The 14,622-nt window shown below is 40.5% G+C and carries 17 protein-coding genes; 9 read left to right on the top strand and 8 right to left on the bottom strand.

Annotated elements, in window-relative coordinates; all coding sequences use genetic code 11:
* Positions 1-82 precede the first annotated feature (82 nt).
* Positions 83-1,051 carry a TauD/TfdA dioxygenase family protein gene (locus tag V7L12_RS20050; RefSeq protein WP_335086870.1) on the top strand — a complete coding sequence of 323 codons (969 nt, stop codon included), beginning with the start codon at positions 83-85 and terminating at the stop codon, positions 1,049-1,051.
* A 206-nt stretch (positions 1,052-1,257) separates the two neighbouring features.
* Here the strand turns inward: V7L12_RS20050 and V7L12_RS20045 are convergent, their stop codons facing one another.
* On the bottom strand, positions 1,258-1,701 hold the full coding sequence (locus V7L12_RS20045; protein WP_335086868.1) for a TOBE domain-containing protein: 444 nt from the start codon (positions 1,699-1,701) through the stop codon (positions 1,258-1,260).
* A 94-nt stretch (positions 1,702-1,795) separates the two neighbouring features.
* Between V7L12_RS20045 and modA the strand changes: the two genes are divergently transcribed.
* Positions 1,796-2,590, top strand: coding sequence for a molybdate ABC transporter substrate-binding protein (modA, locus tag V7L12_RS20040; RefSeq protein ID WP_335086866.1), 795 nt, complete (start codon positions 1,796-1,798; stop codon positions 2,588-2,590).
* A gap of 147 nt (positions 2,591-2,737) precedes the next feature.
* Here modA and V7L12_RS20035 read toward each other — a convergent pair whose 3' ends face one another.
* The 3 genes from V7L12_RS20035 to V7L12_RS20025 all read right to left on the bottom strand — a co-directional run bounded on the left by V7L12_RS20035 (position 2,738) and on the right by V7L12_RS20025 (position 4,486).
* Positions 2,738-3,295, bottom strand: coding sequence for a peroxiredoxin (locus V7L12_RS20035; protein WP_335086864.1), 558 nt, complete (start codon positions 3,293-3,295; stop codon positions 2,738-2,740).
* 57 nt (positions 3,296-3,352) lie between these two features.
* Positions 3,353-3,595: a regulatory protein SipA gene (gene sipA / locus V7L12_RS20030; RefSeq protein WP_334817366.1), complete on the bottom strand. Its 243-nt coding sequence runs from the start codon at positions 3,593-3,595 to the stop codon at positions 3,353-3,355.
* A gap of 372 nt (positions 3,596-3,967) precedes the next feature.
* Positions 3,968-4,486, bottom strand: coding sequence for a Spy/CpxP family protein refolding chaperone (locus V7L12_RS20025; protein WP_335087191.1), 519 nt, complete (start codon positions 4,484-4,486; stop codon positions 3,968-3,970).
* A 338-nt stretch (positions 4,487-4,824) separates the two neighbouring features.
* On the opposite strand from V7L12_RS20025, the gene V7L12_RS20020 reads away from it, so the two are divergent.
* The 3 genes from V7L12_RS20020 (at position 4,825) to V7L12_RS20010 (ending at position 7,535) form a co-directional block, all read left to right on the top strand.
* On the top strand, positions 4,825-6,090 hold the full coding sequence (locus V7L12_RS20020; protein WP_335086862.1) for a sensor histidine kinase: 1,266 nt from the start codon (positions 4,825-4,827) through the stop codon (positions 6,088-6,090).
* Positions 6,090-6,752 carry a response regulator transcription factor gene (locus V7L12_RS20015; protein ID WP_335086860.1) on the top strand — a complete coding sequence of 221 codons (663 nt, stop codon included), beginning with the start codon at positions 6,090-6,092 and terminating at the stop codon, positions 6,750-6,752. Before V7L12_RS20020 ends, V7L12_RS20015 begins: the two co-directional genes overlap by 1 nt.
* Positions 6,753-7,037: 285 nt before the next feature.
* Entirely contained in the window at positions 7,038-7,535 is a 498-nt protein-coding gene (locus tag V7L12_RS20010) for a macro domain-containing protein (protein WP_335087189.1), read from the top strand.
* A 180-nt stretch (positions 7,536-7,715) separates the two neighbouring features.
* Here V7L12_RS20010 and V7L12_RS20005 read toward each other — a convergent pair whose 3' ends face one another.
* Positions 7,716-8,141 carry a nucleoside deaminase gene (locus V7L12_RS20005; protein WP_335086858.1) on the bottom strand — a complete coding sequence of 142 codons (426 nt, stop codon included), beginning with the start codon at positions 8,139-8,141 and terminating at the stop codon, positions 7,716-7,718.
* 88 nt (positions 8,142-8,229) lie between these two features.
* On the opposite strand from V7L12_RS20005, the gene V7L12_RS20000 reads away from it, so the two are divergent.
* Positions 8,230-9,021 (top strand): ion transporter, encoded by a 792-nt coding sequence (locus tag V7L12_RS20000; RefSeq protein WP_335086855.1) that lies wholly within the window; start codon positions 8,230-8,232, stop codon positions 9,019-9,021.
* Between the two features lie 440 nt (positions 9,022-9,461).
* Here V7L12_RS20000 and V7L12_RS19995 read toward each other — a convergent pair whose 3' ends face one another.
* A complete protein-coding gene (locus tag V7L12_RS19995) occupies positions 9,462-9,965 on the bottom strand; it encodes a hypothetical protein (protein ID WP_335086853.1) in 504 nt (167 codons plus the stop codon).
* An 805-nt stretch (positions 9,966-10,770) separates the two neighbouring features.
* Between V7L12_RS19995 and V7L12_RS19990 the strand changes: the two genes are divergently transcribed.
* Positions 10,771-11,436, top strand: a complete 666-nt coding sequence (locus tag V7L12_RS19990; protein WP_335086851.1) for a phosphoribosyltransferase — start codon at positions 10,771-10,773, stop codon at positions 11,434-11,436.
* Positions 11,437-11,497: 61 nt separating this feature from the next.
* On the opposite strand, the gene V7L12_RS19985 is transcribed toward V7L12_RS19990, so the two are convergent.
* Positions 11,498-11,725 carry a hypothetical protein gene (locus V7L12_RS19985; RefSeq protein ID WP_335086849.1) on the bottom strand — a complete coding sequence of 76 codons (228 nt, stop codon included), beginning with the start codon at positions 11,723-11,725 and terminating at the stop codon, positions 11,498-11,500.
* Between V7L12_RS19985 and V7L12_RS19980 the strand changes: the two genes are divergently transcribed.
* Positions 11,715-11,906 carry a hypothetical protein gene (locus tag V7L12_RS19980; protein WP_335086848.1) on the top strand — a complete coding sequence of 64 codons (192 nt, stop codon included), beginning with the start codon at positions 11,715-11,717 and terminating at the stop codon, positions 11,904-11,906. The genes V7L12_RS19985 and V7L12_RS19980 overlap by 11 nt on opposite strands.
* Before the next feature lie 192 nt (positions 11,907-12,098).
* Here V7L12_RS19980 and V7L12_RS19975 read toward each other — a convergent pair whose 3' ends face one another.
* The gene (locus tag V7L12_RS19975; protein ID WP_335086847.1) at positions 12,099-13,238 is read right to left on the bottom strand and encodes an aliphatic sulfonate ABC transporter substrate-binding protein; all 1,140 of its coding nucleotides are present in this window, start codon (positions 13,236-13,238) and stop codon (positions 12,099-12,101) included.
* A gap of 685 nt (positions 13,239-13,923) precedes the next feature.
* Between V7L12_RS19975 and V7L12_RS19970 the strand changes: the two genes are divergently transcribed.
* The gene (locus V7L12_RS19970) at positions 13,924-14,592 is read left to right on the top strand and encodes a cadmium resistance transporter (RefSeq protein WP_335086845.1); all 669 of its coding nucleotides are present in this window, start codon (positions 13,924-13,926) and stop codon (positions 14,590-14,592) included.
* The last annotated feature ends 30 nt before the right edge of the window (positions 14,593-14,622 follow it).

The following is a 14,622-nucleotide window of genomic DNA, read 5'->3' as shown; positions in this document are numbered from 1 at the left end:
AATTGATCGAGTTATAGTATGATAATTTAAATTGTGATCGCTTGCGAACACCGCCCTATCGATCAAATTATGGAGAATTGACATGAGCAATAAACACATTGAAGTCAAACAGGTAGCAGGTTTCATCGGTGCCGAAATCAGCGGCGTAGACCTGTCGCGTCCTCTGCACGATGATGCAGTCAAAGAAATTCGTCAAGCACTATTGAAGTGGAAAGTCGTGTTCTTTCGCGGTCAAAACATCGATCATGCGGCACAGATTGCATTCACGGCTCGTTTCGGCGAAGTGACTTACGCACATCCCCACGAAGATGAGCCGATTGAAGGCTTCTCAGAAATCCTGCCCATTGACCGCAGTCGTTACGAGCGGCGCAATGGTCTGCGCCGTTCCAGCTACGAGAGCCGTTGGCATACCGATGTCACAGCAGTTGTCAACCCACCTGCGGCGTCAATTTTGCGTGCGGTTAATGTCCCTAGCTTCGGTGGTGACACACAATGGACAAATCTAGTCGCAGCCTACGAGGGTCTGTCAGCACCCCTACGGGCCTTGGCAGACACATTAAAAGCCGAACATCGCTTCAATGCGCGTTTGAATTTCCCCAGCAACAGCAAGATTGCCCAGCGCATCGCAGCCAATCCCCTGGTTTCAATCCACCCAGTAGTAAGGGTTCATCCTGAGACTGGTGAACGCGCATTGTACGTCAATCCTGGCTTCACCTCGCACATTATTGACGTATCACGACAAGAGAGCGATCTGCTGCTTGAGTTATTCTTCAACCAGATCACCAAGCCCGCCTACACTACCCGCTTCCGCTGGAATAACGGTGACATTGCGTTTTGGGACAACCGCGCCACCTCCCATTTGGCCCCTCAAGACTTGGATCATCTGGAGGTCGAGCGCGTCCTCTATCGCACCACCATCACGGGCGATGTTCCAGTTGGGCCCGATGGTTTCCGATCGCAAGTAGTTGAAGGTGAGGCGTTCAACAGCGAACTACCAACTGTATTGAAGAACAAAGCTGAGAAATTAGAAGCAGTACCAGCGCTTTCATAAGTTACAGAGTGGTAAACAAGGGCTGCGCTGTTCGTAGCCTAGTTTACCTACTGAAGTATTTAGCAAAATATAAATTTATTTGTGTAGCATTAAGTAATTTTTACAGCAACTTTGAATGATTCATGAGAACATTTCGATTGTTTCTTTTGAGTGAATAGTGATGTCTACACCCACCCCAAGCAATAGTTCAGAGACATCACCACAGCCTATTCTCTGGCGATAACTATATCGTTGGACTTAATAACAGCATAAGCTTCTTTCCCTTCAGACAAATCCAACTCTTCTACCGATACTCTGGTAATAATTGAAGTTAACTCAACTTTATGAACAATCTCTAGCGTTACTTCACTATTAACGGCTCCAGTAACAACTCGCTTAACAACACCCTTGAGAATATTGCGAGAGCTAACTTTGAGTGGTTTCTTTTGAAAACTAATTTCTATCTCAGGTATTTGAGTGTAGATTTCTTCCTCATCTGCATTTATGGTTGATAGCAAGTTAGATGGTGAAGAGTGTTGATTAAGACCACGTACCAGTTCTCGGAGAATCTCGGTTTTAGTTCGCTGAGACTGGCCACAAAACTCTTCCAAAATCTTTCGCTCCTCTTCTGAAGTTTGGAATGTTACCCACCCTTGTTCTTTTCTAGGCATATTTTTACTGATATAGTTGGTTATATGTTGGTATCTTTGCTACTATTTTACCTAGCATCAATTTTATGGAAGAAACCCTTCAAACGCCTTTTCTATGAAAAGAAGACAAATTTTTGGTTTCCTGGGTATAGCGATCGCTGGCTTGCTGCTAGCATTTGGTTTACCACTGATTACTCCTTCTCCTGTAATAGCACAATCGAACAACAGCATACTCGTGTCCGCAGCTGCCAGCTTAAAAGAGGCGCTGGAAGAAATTAAGCCTTTGTACCAACAAAATAAATCAAATATCAATATTAGTTATAACTTTGGGGCTTCTGGTGCGTTGCAGCAACAGATTGAGCAAGGTGCGCCAGCGGATATCTTTATTTCTGCTGGCAAAAAGCAAGTGGATGCCTTGGAAGAAAAAGGACTATTGCTACCAGGTAGCCGTACTAACCTGGCAAATAACCGTCTAGTCTTGATTGTGGCTCAGGATGTTGTTGGCATCAATAGCTTCTATAATTTAACAGATAGTAAGATTAAAAAAATTGCGATCGGTGAACCCAGAAGCGTACCTGCCGGTCAATATGGCGAGCAAGTCTTGAAGAAATTGAAACTTTACGATCGCCTCAAGTCGAAATTTGTCTTTGCTAACAATGTGCGTCAAGTTTTAGCAGCAGTAGAAAGTGGTAATGCCGAAGCAGGTTTAGTTTATGCCACTGATGCCAAAATTTCCAACAAGGTAAAAGTCGTAGTCGCTGCTGATGATAAATTTCACTCACCGATTGTCTATCCGGTAGCAATAATTAAAAGCAGTAAAAATCTTTCTGCTGCCAAAGAATTTGTCCAGTTTTTATCTGGCAGTGAAGTCAAAACTGTACTCAGAAAATATGGGTTTATTGTGAGTTAAAATAAGGGGCTTAAGCCCCTTATAGCGGTTCCCATTCAGATGCGGTACAACATTAATTATATCGTGGGGTGTAGGGGCACAGCACTGCCGTGCCCCTACGGGTGTACCTCACGCAAACGAGAACCACTATATCTGATTAATTGAAGTTTAAGAAGCTGTGGACTGTAATTTTTCTAATCGTGCCAGCACTTCTGAACTGTGAATAGTTGGGTTGACTTTGACAAAAGTCTCGCGCAAGACGCCTTGAGGATCGATGATGAAACTGTGGCGCATAGATAAAAAGCCGAGCCACGAACCGTAAGCTTTGCTGACTGAGCCATCAGTGTCAGCCAGCAGGGGGAATTTGAGTCCCTCTGAATCGCAAAATTTGGCGTGAGAATCAATATCATCGGCACTAATGCCAATAATTTGGGTATTTTTTTCGAGGTATTGGGGTAAGTCTTGCTGAAAACGACGAGCCTCTATAGTACAACCAGAGGTGAAGTCTTTAGGATAAAAGTACAGGACTAGCCATTTACCGCGCAAGTCAGAGAGGGAAATTTTGCCATCACCTGTATTGGTTGGCAAAGTAAACTCTGGTGCTGGTTGATTAATTGCCGGAAGTTTACCACCAAGAGCATTAGCAACAGGAGTAAAATTCAGCCAGCTGATGATAGAAATACAGCTGGCAAATAATATGCTTAAAAAAGTACGGCGGGAAATCATGGTGTAAACCAGAATCACAACTTTACACAAGTTTACAATTATTGGTTGCGAGAAATCTTATTCTAAGTGAGATTCGGGAGGGGTATCTGTGCTTTCGATATATTGACTATCTAGCAGAAACACCCCCCTAGTAAAGCGAATACCCCAATATCCACCGGGTCTGCGGTCAATGACTATACCTTCTTCACCAATGTGAATTACATTGGGAGGGCGCAGCATGGGCATAGGTTCAGCAGTTTTGACGTAGGCTGGTAGCGCCACAACACGGACTTTACTACCAATTGCGAATTCTTTGGACATCTTAATCAAGCTAGGAGTTTTGAATTAACTCATAACTCAAAACTAGCTTGAAAGTCTACTAAATTGGGCAGGGGAATAAAGAGGGAAAGGGAAAGGGGATAAAGTTTTTCCCCTTTCCGCATCTTCTGCAAGAAGTCTATTAATTTTTAACTATGGAAAACAATACCTGGACATCAGTCAAAGGTAAGTGCCAAGGTAATTCTGGTTGCCAATCTCGCCTCTGCGCTTCAGCGATGCGATCAAGTACATCTAAAACCTGTTATAGACGAGGAGCGGGATTTAGGGAAGCGGCAAAGGGTTGCATCATAATCTATTTTGGGATTGAGATGAGCGGCACTGCCCACCCCAGAATTATTATTTTTTGAAAGATGATTATTGAGGATTGCCTTGTTGACGGCGTGAAGGAGCATTTTGACGGAATTGCTCTAATTTTTGACGCTGTTCCGGGGTTAAGACTGCTTGAATCTGTTGTTTCTCAGACTCGCGGATTTGTCGCATTTGGGTTTTTTGTGCTTCAGTTAGATTTAAGTCAGCAAAACCACCCTTTCCTCGACGTTGACCGGGTTGCCGTTGATCTTGACCTGTTTGCCCCTGAGCCTTACGCGCTTGCCACTCAGCCCGATGTGCTTGTTTCGCTGCCTCTAATTTTGCTTTTTGTTCTGGTGTCAAAACTGCTTCAAATTTGGTGCGGCTATCGCGGCGAATCGTCTGAATTTGGTCTTTTTGGGCATCTGTTAGACCCAAATCTTTCCAAGGGCCTCTTTCTTTTTGTGGAGTTTGTGCAAGTAACACGGGTGAAGGAGAGGCTGTTTGAGCGTGAACAGCAAAGGAGGTTGCAGTTAAAGTGAGAGCGATGGCGGAAGCAACTAGCGATAATGCTTTGAGTTTCATTACTTGTCTGGTGGGTTTTTCCTGGTTGGATGCCACCATCATAAGAACTTATCTTCAGTAGTTACATGAGGAGAAAGTCATGGTTTTACCCATGACTTTAGTCATGATTGACAATAGATAGTTAAGAGTTAGAAGTTAGAAGTTAGGAGTTATAAATTATGAAATTTTGATTATGATGATTTTATAAGTCATTATTTAGCTGATTAACTAACTGTTTTCTTCTTTCAATTTACTTTCGATTTCTCACTAAGCGAAAAATTTTAGCTGTAAAATATCTACTCAAATTTTCGGAATTATTAACTTCTAATTTATAAATTATAACTGGAGCAATGCGACTAATGAGTCGTCCAATTGAAATTAAGAAACATCCTTTTCCGTCTCTGCTTTATCTGGAGTGGACATTACTAGCGATCACGGCATTGACAGCTATGATACCACCTCCGTTACGGCGTTTTCGTCCTAAGCCTCTAGAACTATCAATTTGTGGTGCATTTCCAGACTTGTCAGTTTGTAGTATATTGCCAGAACTATCAATTTATAGTCTGGTTGTTTTTGCGTTAATGGGCTTAAGATTACCCAGAAATAACCAGACAACTAAGGTAATATATACAGCTATTGAATTTTTATTAATTTTAATAATTGGACTTTTTGGAGAAAGATTTGCTCGGCTTTTCCCTTTTCTCTATATAATTTTAGTGACTCGCAGTTGTTTAATTTTTCAGTTAAATGGGCGTTTATTCGTTACAAGTTTGTCATTTGCCTTATTTTTAGTTACTACACAACTAAAATATCAGTTATTCAATTTTCAAGCATCGCCGCAGGCACAAGAGCGATATCGATTTTTGATTTTGAATTCGTCGCTAGTATTTGGCTTAAGTTTGGTTTTTGTGTTGTTGTTGATGAATGCAGTTTTGTCTGAACGGCAAAGTCGAGAAAAGCTAGCTCTTGCTAACGAAAAACTCCGTCAATATGCCATGCAAATTGAAAATCAAGCTACCTTAGAAGAACGTAACCGCATTGCCCGTGAAATTCATGATTCATTAGGACACTCTCTGACTGCTTTAAATCTACAATTAGAAACTGCTTTAAAACTATGGCAATCTAACCCAGGTAAGGCTGAAACATTTCTTGCAACTGCAAAGGAATTAGGTTCCAAGGCGCTAAAAGATGTTCGCCAATCTGTTTCTACTATGCGTTCTAATCCCTTACAAGAACAATCTTTAGAAGATGCGATCGCTAGTCTTTCAGAAAATTTTCATCGCTTTAATGGGATATTACCAATTTATCAAATCAACCTGGAATATTCTCTACCACCTGAAATAAATACTGCTATTTACCGGATTACTCAAGAATCTTTAACTAATATATCTAAATATGCGGATGCCACAGAGGTTAAATTGGAACTCACTACGACTAAAGGCAATTTGCGATTGATAATTCAGGATAATGGTAAAGGTTTTGATGTCGGGCAAAATACTACTGGTTTTGGACTTCATAGTATGCGCGATCGCACTTTAGCACTTGGAGGTAAGTTTAATATTAATAGCGCTCTTGGCTCTGGTTGCAAAATTACAGTTAATATTCCATTAACAAGGTTAACATAATGATTAAAGTGTTGCTGGTAGATGACCAAAGTTTAATTCGTCAAGGATTAAGAGCGTTATTGGAACTAGAACCAGATTTAGAAATAGTTGGAGAAGCAGAAAACGGTGAACAGGCAATTAATTTTGTTGCACAATTTCAGCCAGATGTCATATTGCTAGATATCAGAATGCCAATTATGGATGGAGTTGCAGCCACGCAGGAAATTCAAAAACGTTTTGCCAAAACTAAGATTTTAGTACTAACGACTTTTGATGATGATGAATATGTGTCAGCAGCTTTAAAGAATGGGGCTATGGGTTATTTATTGAAAGATACACCATCAGAAGAATTAGCTGTTGCTATTCGTGCCGTTCATAAAGGATATACGCAATTAGGCCCAGGTATAGTTAAAAAACTGTTGACTCAATTTTCTCATGTTGCATCAACCCAGTCCCCGCCTGTACCATCTAGTTTAACTGAACTTACTCCTAGAGAAAAAGAGGTTTTGCGGTTAATTGCTACAGGCGCTAGTAACCGAGAAATTGCTCAGGAACTCTACATTTCTGAGGGGACGGTGAAAAATCATGTTACGAATATTTTAAACAGATTAAATTTGCGCGATCGCACTCAAGCTGCAATTTGGGCAAATACATATTTATCCTATTTGAATGAACCAAGTTAAATAATTCGTCATGACGCTCCTATGTCGCTAACGTAATTCTTCACCGAGATACTTATATAAATGAGAAAATTATATACGCATTGATAAAGTAGACAAAAAGTGATTGAATAAATCAGGAAAAAGCAGGCGATCGCTAAGAATTGCAAACCTATCATTATTTGCGATCGCTCATCACTTTAAGCAGACTGATCGTTAAGCTTGAAGCTAAAACTGTATAATGGACATCTACATAATACGTTTGTAGTATATAGATTAGTCTTGATTGGGCTTAATTGTTTTATGGAAGTGATTTTGAGTGATATCACAAAGTTAGAAGTTGATGCCATCGTCAATGCTGCAAATACTAGTTTGCTTGGGGGTAGTGGCGTAGATGGAGCTATACACAAGGCATCTGGATCAGACCTAGTTGATGAGTGTAGGTCACTTGGAGGATGTAAGATTGGTGATGCTAAACTAACCAAAGGATATCGCTTGCCTGCAAGCTTCATCATTCATACCGTAGGACCAGTATGGCGAGGAGGTAATCACGGAGAACCCGAACTTCTAACTCAGTGTTATTATAAATGTATGCAAATTGCCGCAGATAAAGAGTTTAATAGTTTGGCATTTCCTTGCATCAGTACTGGCATTTATAAATATCCTAAAACTTTAGCAGCTGAGGTGGCAGTGAAAATATGCGATGAACAGCTACAAAAGAATGGTCGTCCACAAAGAATAATTTTTTGCTGCTATGACCCAGAAAACTATGGAATATATACAAATATTTTAGGACTTAGGCATTGACAGAAGTAAATTAATATTGGTTAGATAAATGACTTTTAAACCACAGAAGTACAGAGTATAACACTTGCTTGAGAAAGTTTTCAAACTCGATTCAAGTGTTCGTAGACCAAGGAGAAAAAATGAAAATTATCGAGTTACTTTGAAAGGACTACTCCTACTAAAAATAAGTTTTTTGATAGCTTATTTAAATAATTCCAAACATTCATTTTTTAAAACGTCTTTTGTAACTTTTATTTTCCTAAATGACTTATCGATTACCTCTTCGCAAGATATATTAATTTGTGATTGATTTACAGTAATTAAATCTTGAATGGAAGCACCATATACAATCTCTGATAAACCACTCCAAACACAAGCAGTTGCACACATCGGACAAGGTTCGCCAGTTGTATATATGCTATAACCTTCTAAAGAGGGGTTTTTCAGTTTAGCTGTTAAACTACGAATAGCATTGATTTCTGCATGGGCTGATGGATCGTTGTCTCTACTCACAGTATTATGAGCTACTGCAACGACTTCGTTATCTTTAATAATCACTGCACCGTAGGGTGCATCGCCTTCTTTTGCTTCTGCCAATGCTAAACGCATAAAAAATTCTGGGTTCATATAAGCTGAGGTTAACATAAGGATAATGGTTAATAATATCGTATTTCTAATGTTATAACTGGGAATTAAGATGTATTAATGGTCGAATATGTTACTGAGCAGACAAGAAACAGAATTTTACTTAGAAGACCTAGAAACACCAATAGGTAAAGCGATTAATTTAACACTTGCCTCTTTTGTGCTAATATCATCAGGAATTTTTGTGGCAGAAACATATAATATTCCTGATTATATGCGGTTTCAGTTAAATGTAGCTGATACTGCGATCGTCATCATCTTCGCTGTGGAATATTTACTCCGCCTGTGGAGTGCAGAAAACAAAATTAAGTATATTTTTAGCTTTTATTCGATTATTGACTTAATGGCAATTCTGCCATTTTTTCTAGGTATGGTGGATATTAGCTTTATCCGCCTATTACGATGGTTTCGGATTTTACGATTAATTAGATTTATAGATAGAAAGTTTTTATTCGCTAGTATCAGCAGTGAAGATGGGATGATTTTTGCGCGAATATTATTTACGTTATTTGCAATTGTTTTTATTTACTCTGGCTTAATTTATCAAGTCGAGCATCCGGTTAATCCTGAAAATTACGGTACATTTTTGGATGCATTCTATTTCTCTGTTGTCACAATGACAACTGTAGGATTTGGTGATGTTATTCCAATTTCAGAATTAGGACGCTTGCTAACAGTATTGATGATTTTTACCGGAATTGCATTGATTCCTTGGCAAGTGGGAGATTTAATTAAGCAAGTGGTGAAAACTGCTAATCAGGTAGAAATAGTTTGTTCAGGTTGTGGTTTAGCTTTCCATAATGTAAATGCTGGATTTTGTCAGAGGTGCGGGACTAAGTTACCTAGTCGCAGGATTGATTAGACATCTGGGGAAATTAAATATGCGTTATCCACAATCCTTGGAGAGATGTAGCACTGCTATGTCTCTATATTCTTTTTCACTCCTATAGGATATCTCCCTTGAGGAAAACCTAGGTTCAATAATAACAAATCCAATAATTAGCAACGATTAAAATTTTAGCTTAACAAATTCAAGATTTTAATTATACGATTCAAACAAACCTGGCGATCGCAGCTTAATCTCCACACTTTTTTTAGGGTGACGTGTACTAAGGCGATAACACACCCCATACCCATACCATCTTCTAATTTGGAAAATAGCTTCCAAAGATTTTTATCTCACTTTGGTAAAGGAGGGTTCAATAAAAGTAATTTTAGAAAAGAATGTGACAGAACATCAGCTTCGGTTTTACTCGGCTCAACCTAGCGTATATAAGATTTTGAAAGTAATTTCAGGCAATATTAGGCACTGATGGGTTGTTGTTCAGATTCAATTAACTGATTATTCGGTACATCAAATCTAATAGTACTAGCCGCCCAGTCTTTGAAATCGGGTGCTAGCCAGACTAGCTTACGCAGAATTTCATCATTGACCCACAACACCAAGGGGAACTGAAACTGTTTCCGAAACTCATCTCGCATGATATTGGTACTAATAATCAGTTGGTTAATTGCCACTACAGATTCTAAGCCCCTTACCATCAAAGCTTCGGGTTGAGTAGTACCAATTTCACTTGTAATAGCTGTGTATAACTTGTCAACCGTAGGTGAGAGCAAAATTTCGTGGATATCTGCTGATGAAAATTCTGTTAACAAATTCAGCACTTTCTGCTGCCTTTGAACACAGTTACAACACGCCAATAATAGCGAAAACTCTCCACCAGAAACCATCATCGCCCTTGCCAGTCTCTTAGTGGCTGCTGTGCTGCTAATTGTGCCGTTTTCTGAATTAGTTAAGCCGATCATTAAAAACACCCTTCTTTTGATTTTCAAACATATTCAGTAATTCTACCCGATTAATTTTTATTCAAAAGTGTTAATTGGGTAAATTTGATGACTTTTGTCTGTAATATTAAGCATTATATAACGAACAAGCAGATGGTGCATTATCTCATATTCACAATTTAGGGATAATGTAAAGATAATATCAACACAACCTCAGTAACAGGGGACACGCAAAGAATTAACAATTGAATTATCACTGGATTTTCAGAGATTTTTGCATCTGCTAGCAATTAAGTAATTTGTTATTAATGTACAGTAAAAAAAATAATCAGTAAAAGTTTAACAGTAAATGTTAGCAAGTGGCAAAACTTATAGCAGTTTTCAAATGCACCCCTACTTAAACATTAGGTTTTCCATGTCACCCTTCTCCTGTGGTCGTACTATAACTTTGCTTCACGCTAACACCAGTTACCTACAGCAGTAAACCCCCTACAGCGAGAGTTCACCGCGTCACCGTGTCTTCTCAACAAGCCATTTGGGGACGGATATTGAGTGTGGAGTAGTAAAATAGTCTCAGCGCCAGATGCAGAAATCTTGTTGCATTAAAGCTAACTCATCCGTTTGATAGAACTGTAGATAGAAGATGTCGCTCCGTTAGTGGAGGACAGGGAATATTTAGCTTTCTAAGATCGATTCAGAACATCTTGAACTATAACAACAATTTTGGAATTTGCTCAATTGCCCCATTGTTTGAGGTTGATAGCCAATAACAAACGTATGTAAATATTTATTTGATTTTTTGGAAACCAATTAGGAATATCACACCATGCTATTTAAAGATCGGAGGTTTGCGGGTCAAGTTTTGGCTAAGGAGTTAACCGCTTATGCTAACAACCCAGATGTTCTGGTATTAGGGCTACCAAGGGGTGGTGTACCCGTTGCTTTTGAAGTTGCCAAAACGTTAAATGCTCCATTAGATGTTTTAGTGGTACGTAAATTGGGTGTGCCCGATCAAGAAGAACTAGCAATGGGAGCGATCGCTTCTGGTGGTGTGCGGATAGTCAATAAATATATTATCAGCCTGGTGAAGATATCCGATGAAGTAATTGCCAGAGTGGCAGCGCAAGAAGAACGGGAGTTAGAGCGGCGAGAACGGCTTTATCGGGGAAATCGCCCTTTAAGAGATTTACAAGGACGTACAGTTATCTTGGTAGATGATGGTTTAGCCACGGGTGCAACCATGTGGGCTGCTGTTGTAACTGTGCGAAAACAGCAACCTGCTCAGATTGTGATTGCTGTGCCTGTAGCTGCACCTGAAACTTGCCAAGAGTTAGAAACTGAGGTAGACGAAATCGTTTGCATCTCCAGACCCAGCCCTTTCCAGAGCGTTGGTCTTTGGTACGAAAGCTTTCCTCAAACTACGGATGAAGAAGTCCGTGACTTACTTGCAAAAGCGGCAAATAACGCTGAAGCAATACCTCTTGGTATGTAGATAAAGGTTAAGTTTATGAGATGGTCTCAACTCACCAACTGAAGTTTTAACGGGACAGAACTCAAACGGTGTGATGATAGTGGTTCGGATTAGTAGTGACGTTGCCAGGACAAAAACGTTGATCGAGTATACAAATTAGTTGATATGGTTGAATAATGCTGAGTTCATCTGAAACAGCACCCGATGTTTCACGATCCATACTCAATAATCCCCAGGAATAAATATGTCTGAGATTCAAAACAAAGTGATAATCATCACCAGGAGCCGTTGCTACTGAGTTGACCACCACGATTACTGATAAAGACACAGCAGCGGGAATTAATCAACTTTATGCGATCGCCATTGATGCAGATGCCATTGCTCGTGCGATTCTCTTTGAGAGAGGCTACGCCAACGCATACGCCATTGAGCAACCCGGTGATGTTGATGTGAATGAAATCATCATCCGTCCGACACGTCAAGAACTTTAAATTTAGGTTTCTAAAGCAAGCATTCGGCTCAGATAAACTCTCTCACCGAACAAGCAAGTATAGAATTCGCTTAAAAAAAATTCTGCGTACCTCTGCGCTTTCCTTCTCTGCGAGACGCTTTGCGAACGCGTCCCTCTGCGTTTAAAAACGTAACTATCTTAGGCAAAGCTGTATAAATATGTCAGTGTCAGATTAATAAGTCCAGTTTTGCTTAGTCTGCAAGCTATAGGTTCCATCTTTCACATTCACCCGCTCAGGAATCAGATTTAAATCTCTAAATATATTTGCCTGATGCTGTAGAGCAGTCAGCGATTGGTCGTCGATCGGGATGATGGCGCGTTCGGCGCTACGTTGCTGTAAAGTTCCAACGATAGATGGATCGATTTCATGGTGTTCTGCCATTCGTTGAACCGCTTCTAATTCCTGTCTCTTAGCCCAAGCTCCAGCTTCGTTTACCTCTTCTAAAATCACCTTGAGCAGGTCAGGATAGTCGCGTACCAGCTCTGGAATCGCGTAGTAATAGGTCGGAACTTCCACAGAGCCTTTGTCACCAAATATGCTCTCTAAATCTGCAATCGATCGTCCTGGGTAAGCGCTTCGGGCAAGAGTAGCTGTGTAGGGAACCCAAATCACCCAAGCATCGATTTCACCCCGGCAGAATCGGGGTAACGCCTCCGGTTGTGTCAGATAAACTGGCTCAATATCACTAAAATCGAGGCCGACTTTTGCCAGCGATCGCACAAGTACATAATGGGCGCTTGAGCCTTTGTCAAAAGCGATCTTTTTACCTTTTAGGTCAGCTAGCGTCTGAATCGGCGAATCTTCCGGTACTAGAATCGCTTGACCTTTGGGAGCGGTATATTTTTCCTTAGCCACTCGCACAAATACATGATCTGCTGCTTGAGAGAAGATGCTGGCCGTGCCGCCGCCACCGCAAAAGTCAATCGTCCCGTTGCTGAGTGCTTCTATCAGAGAAGAGGCTGATAAAAAGCTTGTCCAGGTGACAATCAGCCCATAAGGTCGCAGACGCGTTTCTAGCAAGCCTTGAGCACGCAGAACTTCCAGATTGGTCATCCCTTCTGGATATCCTATTTTGAGTTGCTTGAGCCGCCGCGCTTGCTCTGCTAAGGGCGTATTGCTAGAGCGATCGGAACGGTTAGAAAACCAGCGATCCAAAACGACACAGAAAATTATCCCCCCCATAAAAAGTCCCACGGTTTCCAGTAACTGGATTATGGAGCTTTTGGGTAGTTTAAACTGATTCATGAGAGTGGAGAGCTGATTGCCAGATTCAGAAGTGGCAACAGCATGACCGTCAAAAATTAGAGTCAAAACCAAAATCGAGACAAATCCGAGGCAAAACCGAACTGCAAACCTATAGGTAGCCGATCTACGAGTGGCTGATCTGAACCACCCTAAGATGTTTTGACCTGTGCATCTACGCACAAGGTCAATCAAACGGCTAATCATAATGACTCCTTTGTTGATGCTGGAAATGAATGGCGCCTTATATACGAGAATACAGCCAGAATGTTAGACTTTTTGGGGCTATTTATTATATATGACTTACGCACTGTACAAATTAATCGTGGTATGCGTTTGACAAAATAGATTTTTTCAGGCTTTTATTCATCATTTTTTGATGATAAATACACCCACACTGTAGGGGGGAATTCATGAATTGCTCCAACAGTATGGTTTTTGAAATAACACCTATTTAGTATTTCTTGTCAATGCGTAATTCCTATTATATATTATTAGGACTTACGCAAATATTTTATATGTATAGGGTAAGGCATTTCAGAGAAGCGTAGCATAATGCACAATCGCCACTATGAGTAGTTTTGCTACGTAATTCTTGTATTATAACTAAGTTGAAGAAATAAGAAGTCGAGTCACGCCCGATGCGCGAAACTTGCGTTCTCAGATTAATATTTCTGGATATTGTGGGACTGATTACAAAGGTTGAGCGATCGCTAGTTTCGTTTATCAGATAGGTGTTGAGTGAGGAATGGTGATGGATTGGTTAATTGCAACAATTAAGATCGGGCTAGCTACTGCTGTGGCAACAACGTTTGACGACAATATTTATCTAACTGCTTTCTTCAGTGAGGTTAATCGGACTTTTCGTCCTCAGCATATTGTGGTTGGCGAAATTATCGGGTTCACGGTATTAGTGACAGTAAGTTTCCTTGGTTTCTTACTCGGTCTAGCAATTCCGTCAACTTGGACTGGTTTACTGGGAATTCTGCCGATACTCATTGGCTTGAACAATTTGTTCAACCTGAATAAGGATGATTCAGCCGAAGATAAGTCAGCTAATCTGAAAAGAAACTCTAAATTTAAAGGATTTGATTCCAGAAAGCGATCGCTTTGGGACTTAATCCGCGATCCCCAAACCTATCGCGTCTCTGCGGTAACAATTTCTAACGGCGGCAACAATCTTGGGATCTATATACCCCTGTTTGCCAGCAGCAGCATTCAAAATCTGGCCGTGATCGTACCAGTTTGCTATTTCATTGTTTGCTGCTGGCTATTTATGTCCTATACTTTGACTCATCAACCCGGTATCGCCTTGGTACTCAGCCGTTATGCTGGCAAGATTTTCCCCTTCGTGCTGATGTGGCTAGGTTTTAGAATTTTGATGGACAGCGAATCCTATCGTCTTTTTCTACCGAACACTTGACTGCTATGACCACTTATATTAACGTTATGC

It is taken from the genome of Nostoc sp. (assembly GCF_036918245.1).
In the GTDB taxonomy this organism is placed as follows: Bacteria; Cyanobacteriota; Cyanobacteriia; order Cyanobacteriales; family Nostocaceae; genus Nostoc.
This window is presented reverse-complemented; position numbering and strand designations above follow the sequence as displayed.

Bases quoted from the DNA above. Each gene is read 5' to 3' on its own strand.
- V7L12_RS20050 (WP_335086870.1), top strand. From the start codon at position 83: ATGAGCAATAAACACATTGAAGTCAAACAGGTAGCAGGTTTCATCGGT.
- V7L12_RS20045 (WP_335086868.1), bottom strand. From the start codon at position 1,701: ATGCCTAGAAAAGAACAAGGGTGGGTAACATTCCAAACTTCAGAAGAG.
- modA (WP_335086866.1), top strand. From the start codon at position 1,796: ATGAAAAGAAGACAAATTTTTGGTTTCCTGGGTATAGCGATCGCTGGC.
- V7L12_RS20035 (WP_335086864.1), bottom strand. From the start codon at position 3,295: ATGATTTCCCGCCGTACTTTTTTAAGCATATTATTTGCCAGCTGTATT.
- sipA (WP_334817366.1), bottom strand. From the start codon at position 3,595: ATGTCCAAAGAATTCGCAATTGGTAGTAAAGTCCGTGTTGTGGCGCTA.
- V7L12_RS20025 (WP_335087191.1), bottom strand. From the start codon at position 4,486: ATGAAACTCAAAGCATTATCGCTAGTTGCTTCCGCCATCGCTCTCACT.
- V7L12_RS20020 (WP_335086862.1), top strand. From the start codon at position 4,825: ATGAGTCGTCCAATTGAAATTAAGAAACATCCTTTTCCGTCTCTGCTT.
- V7L12_RS20015 (WP_335086860.1), top strand. From the start codon at position 6,090: ATGATTAAAGTGTTGCTGGTAGATGACCAAAGTTTAATTCGTCAAGGA.
- V7L12_RS20005 (WP_335086858.1), bottom strand. From the start codon at position 8,141: ATGAACCCAGAATTTTTTATGCGTTTAGCATTGGCAGAAGCAAAAGAA.
- V7L12_RS20000 (WP_335086855.1), top strand. From the start codon at position 8,230: ATGTTACTGAGCAGACAAGAAACAGAATTTTACTTAGAAGACCTAGAA.
- V7L12_RS19995 (WP_335086853.1), bottom strand. From the start codon at position 9,965: ATGATCGGCTTAACTAATTCAGAAAACGGCACAATTAGCAGCACAGCA.
- V7L12_RS19990 (WP_335086851.1), top strand. From the start codon at position 10,771: ATGCTATTTAAAGATCGGAGGTTTGCGGGTCAAGTTTTGGCTAAGGAG.
- V7L12_RS19970 (WP_335086845.1), top strand. From the start codon at position 13,924: ATGGATTGGTTAATTGCAACAATTAAGATCGGGCTAGCTACTGCTGTG.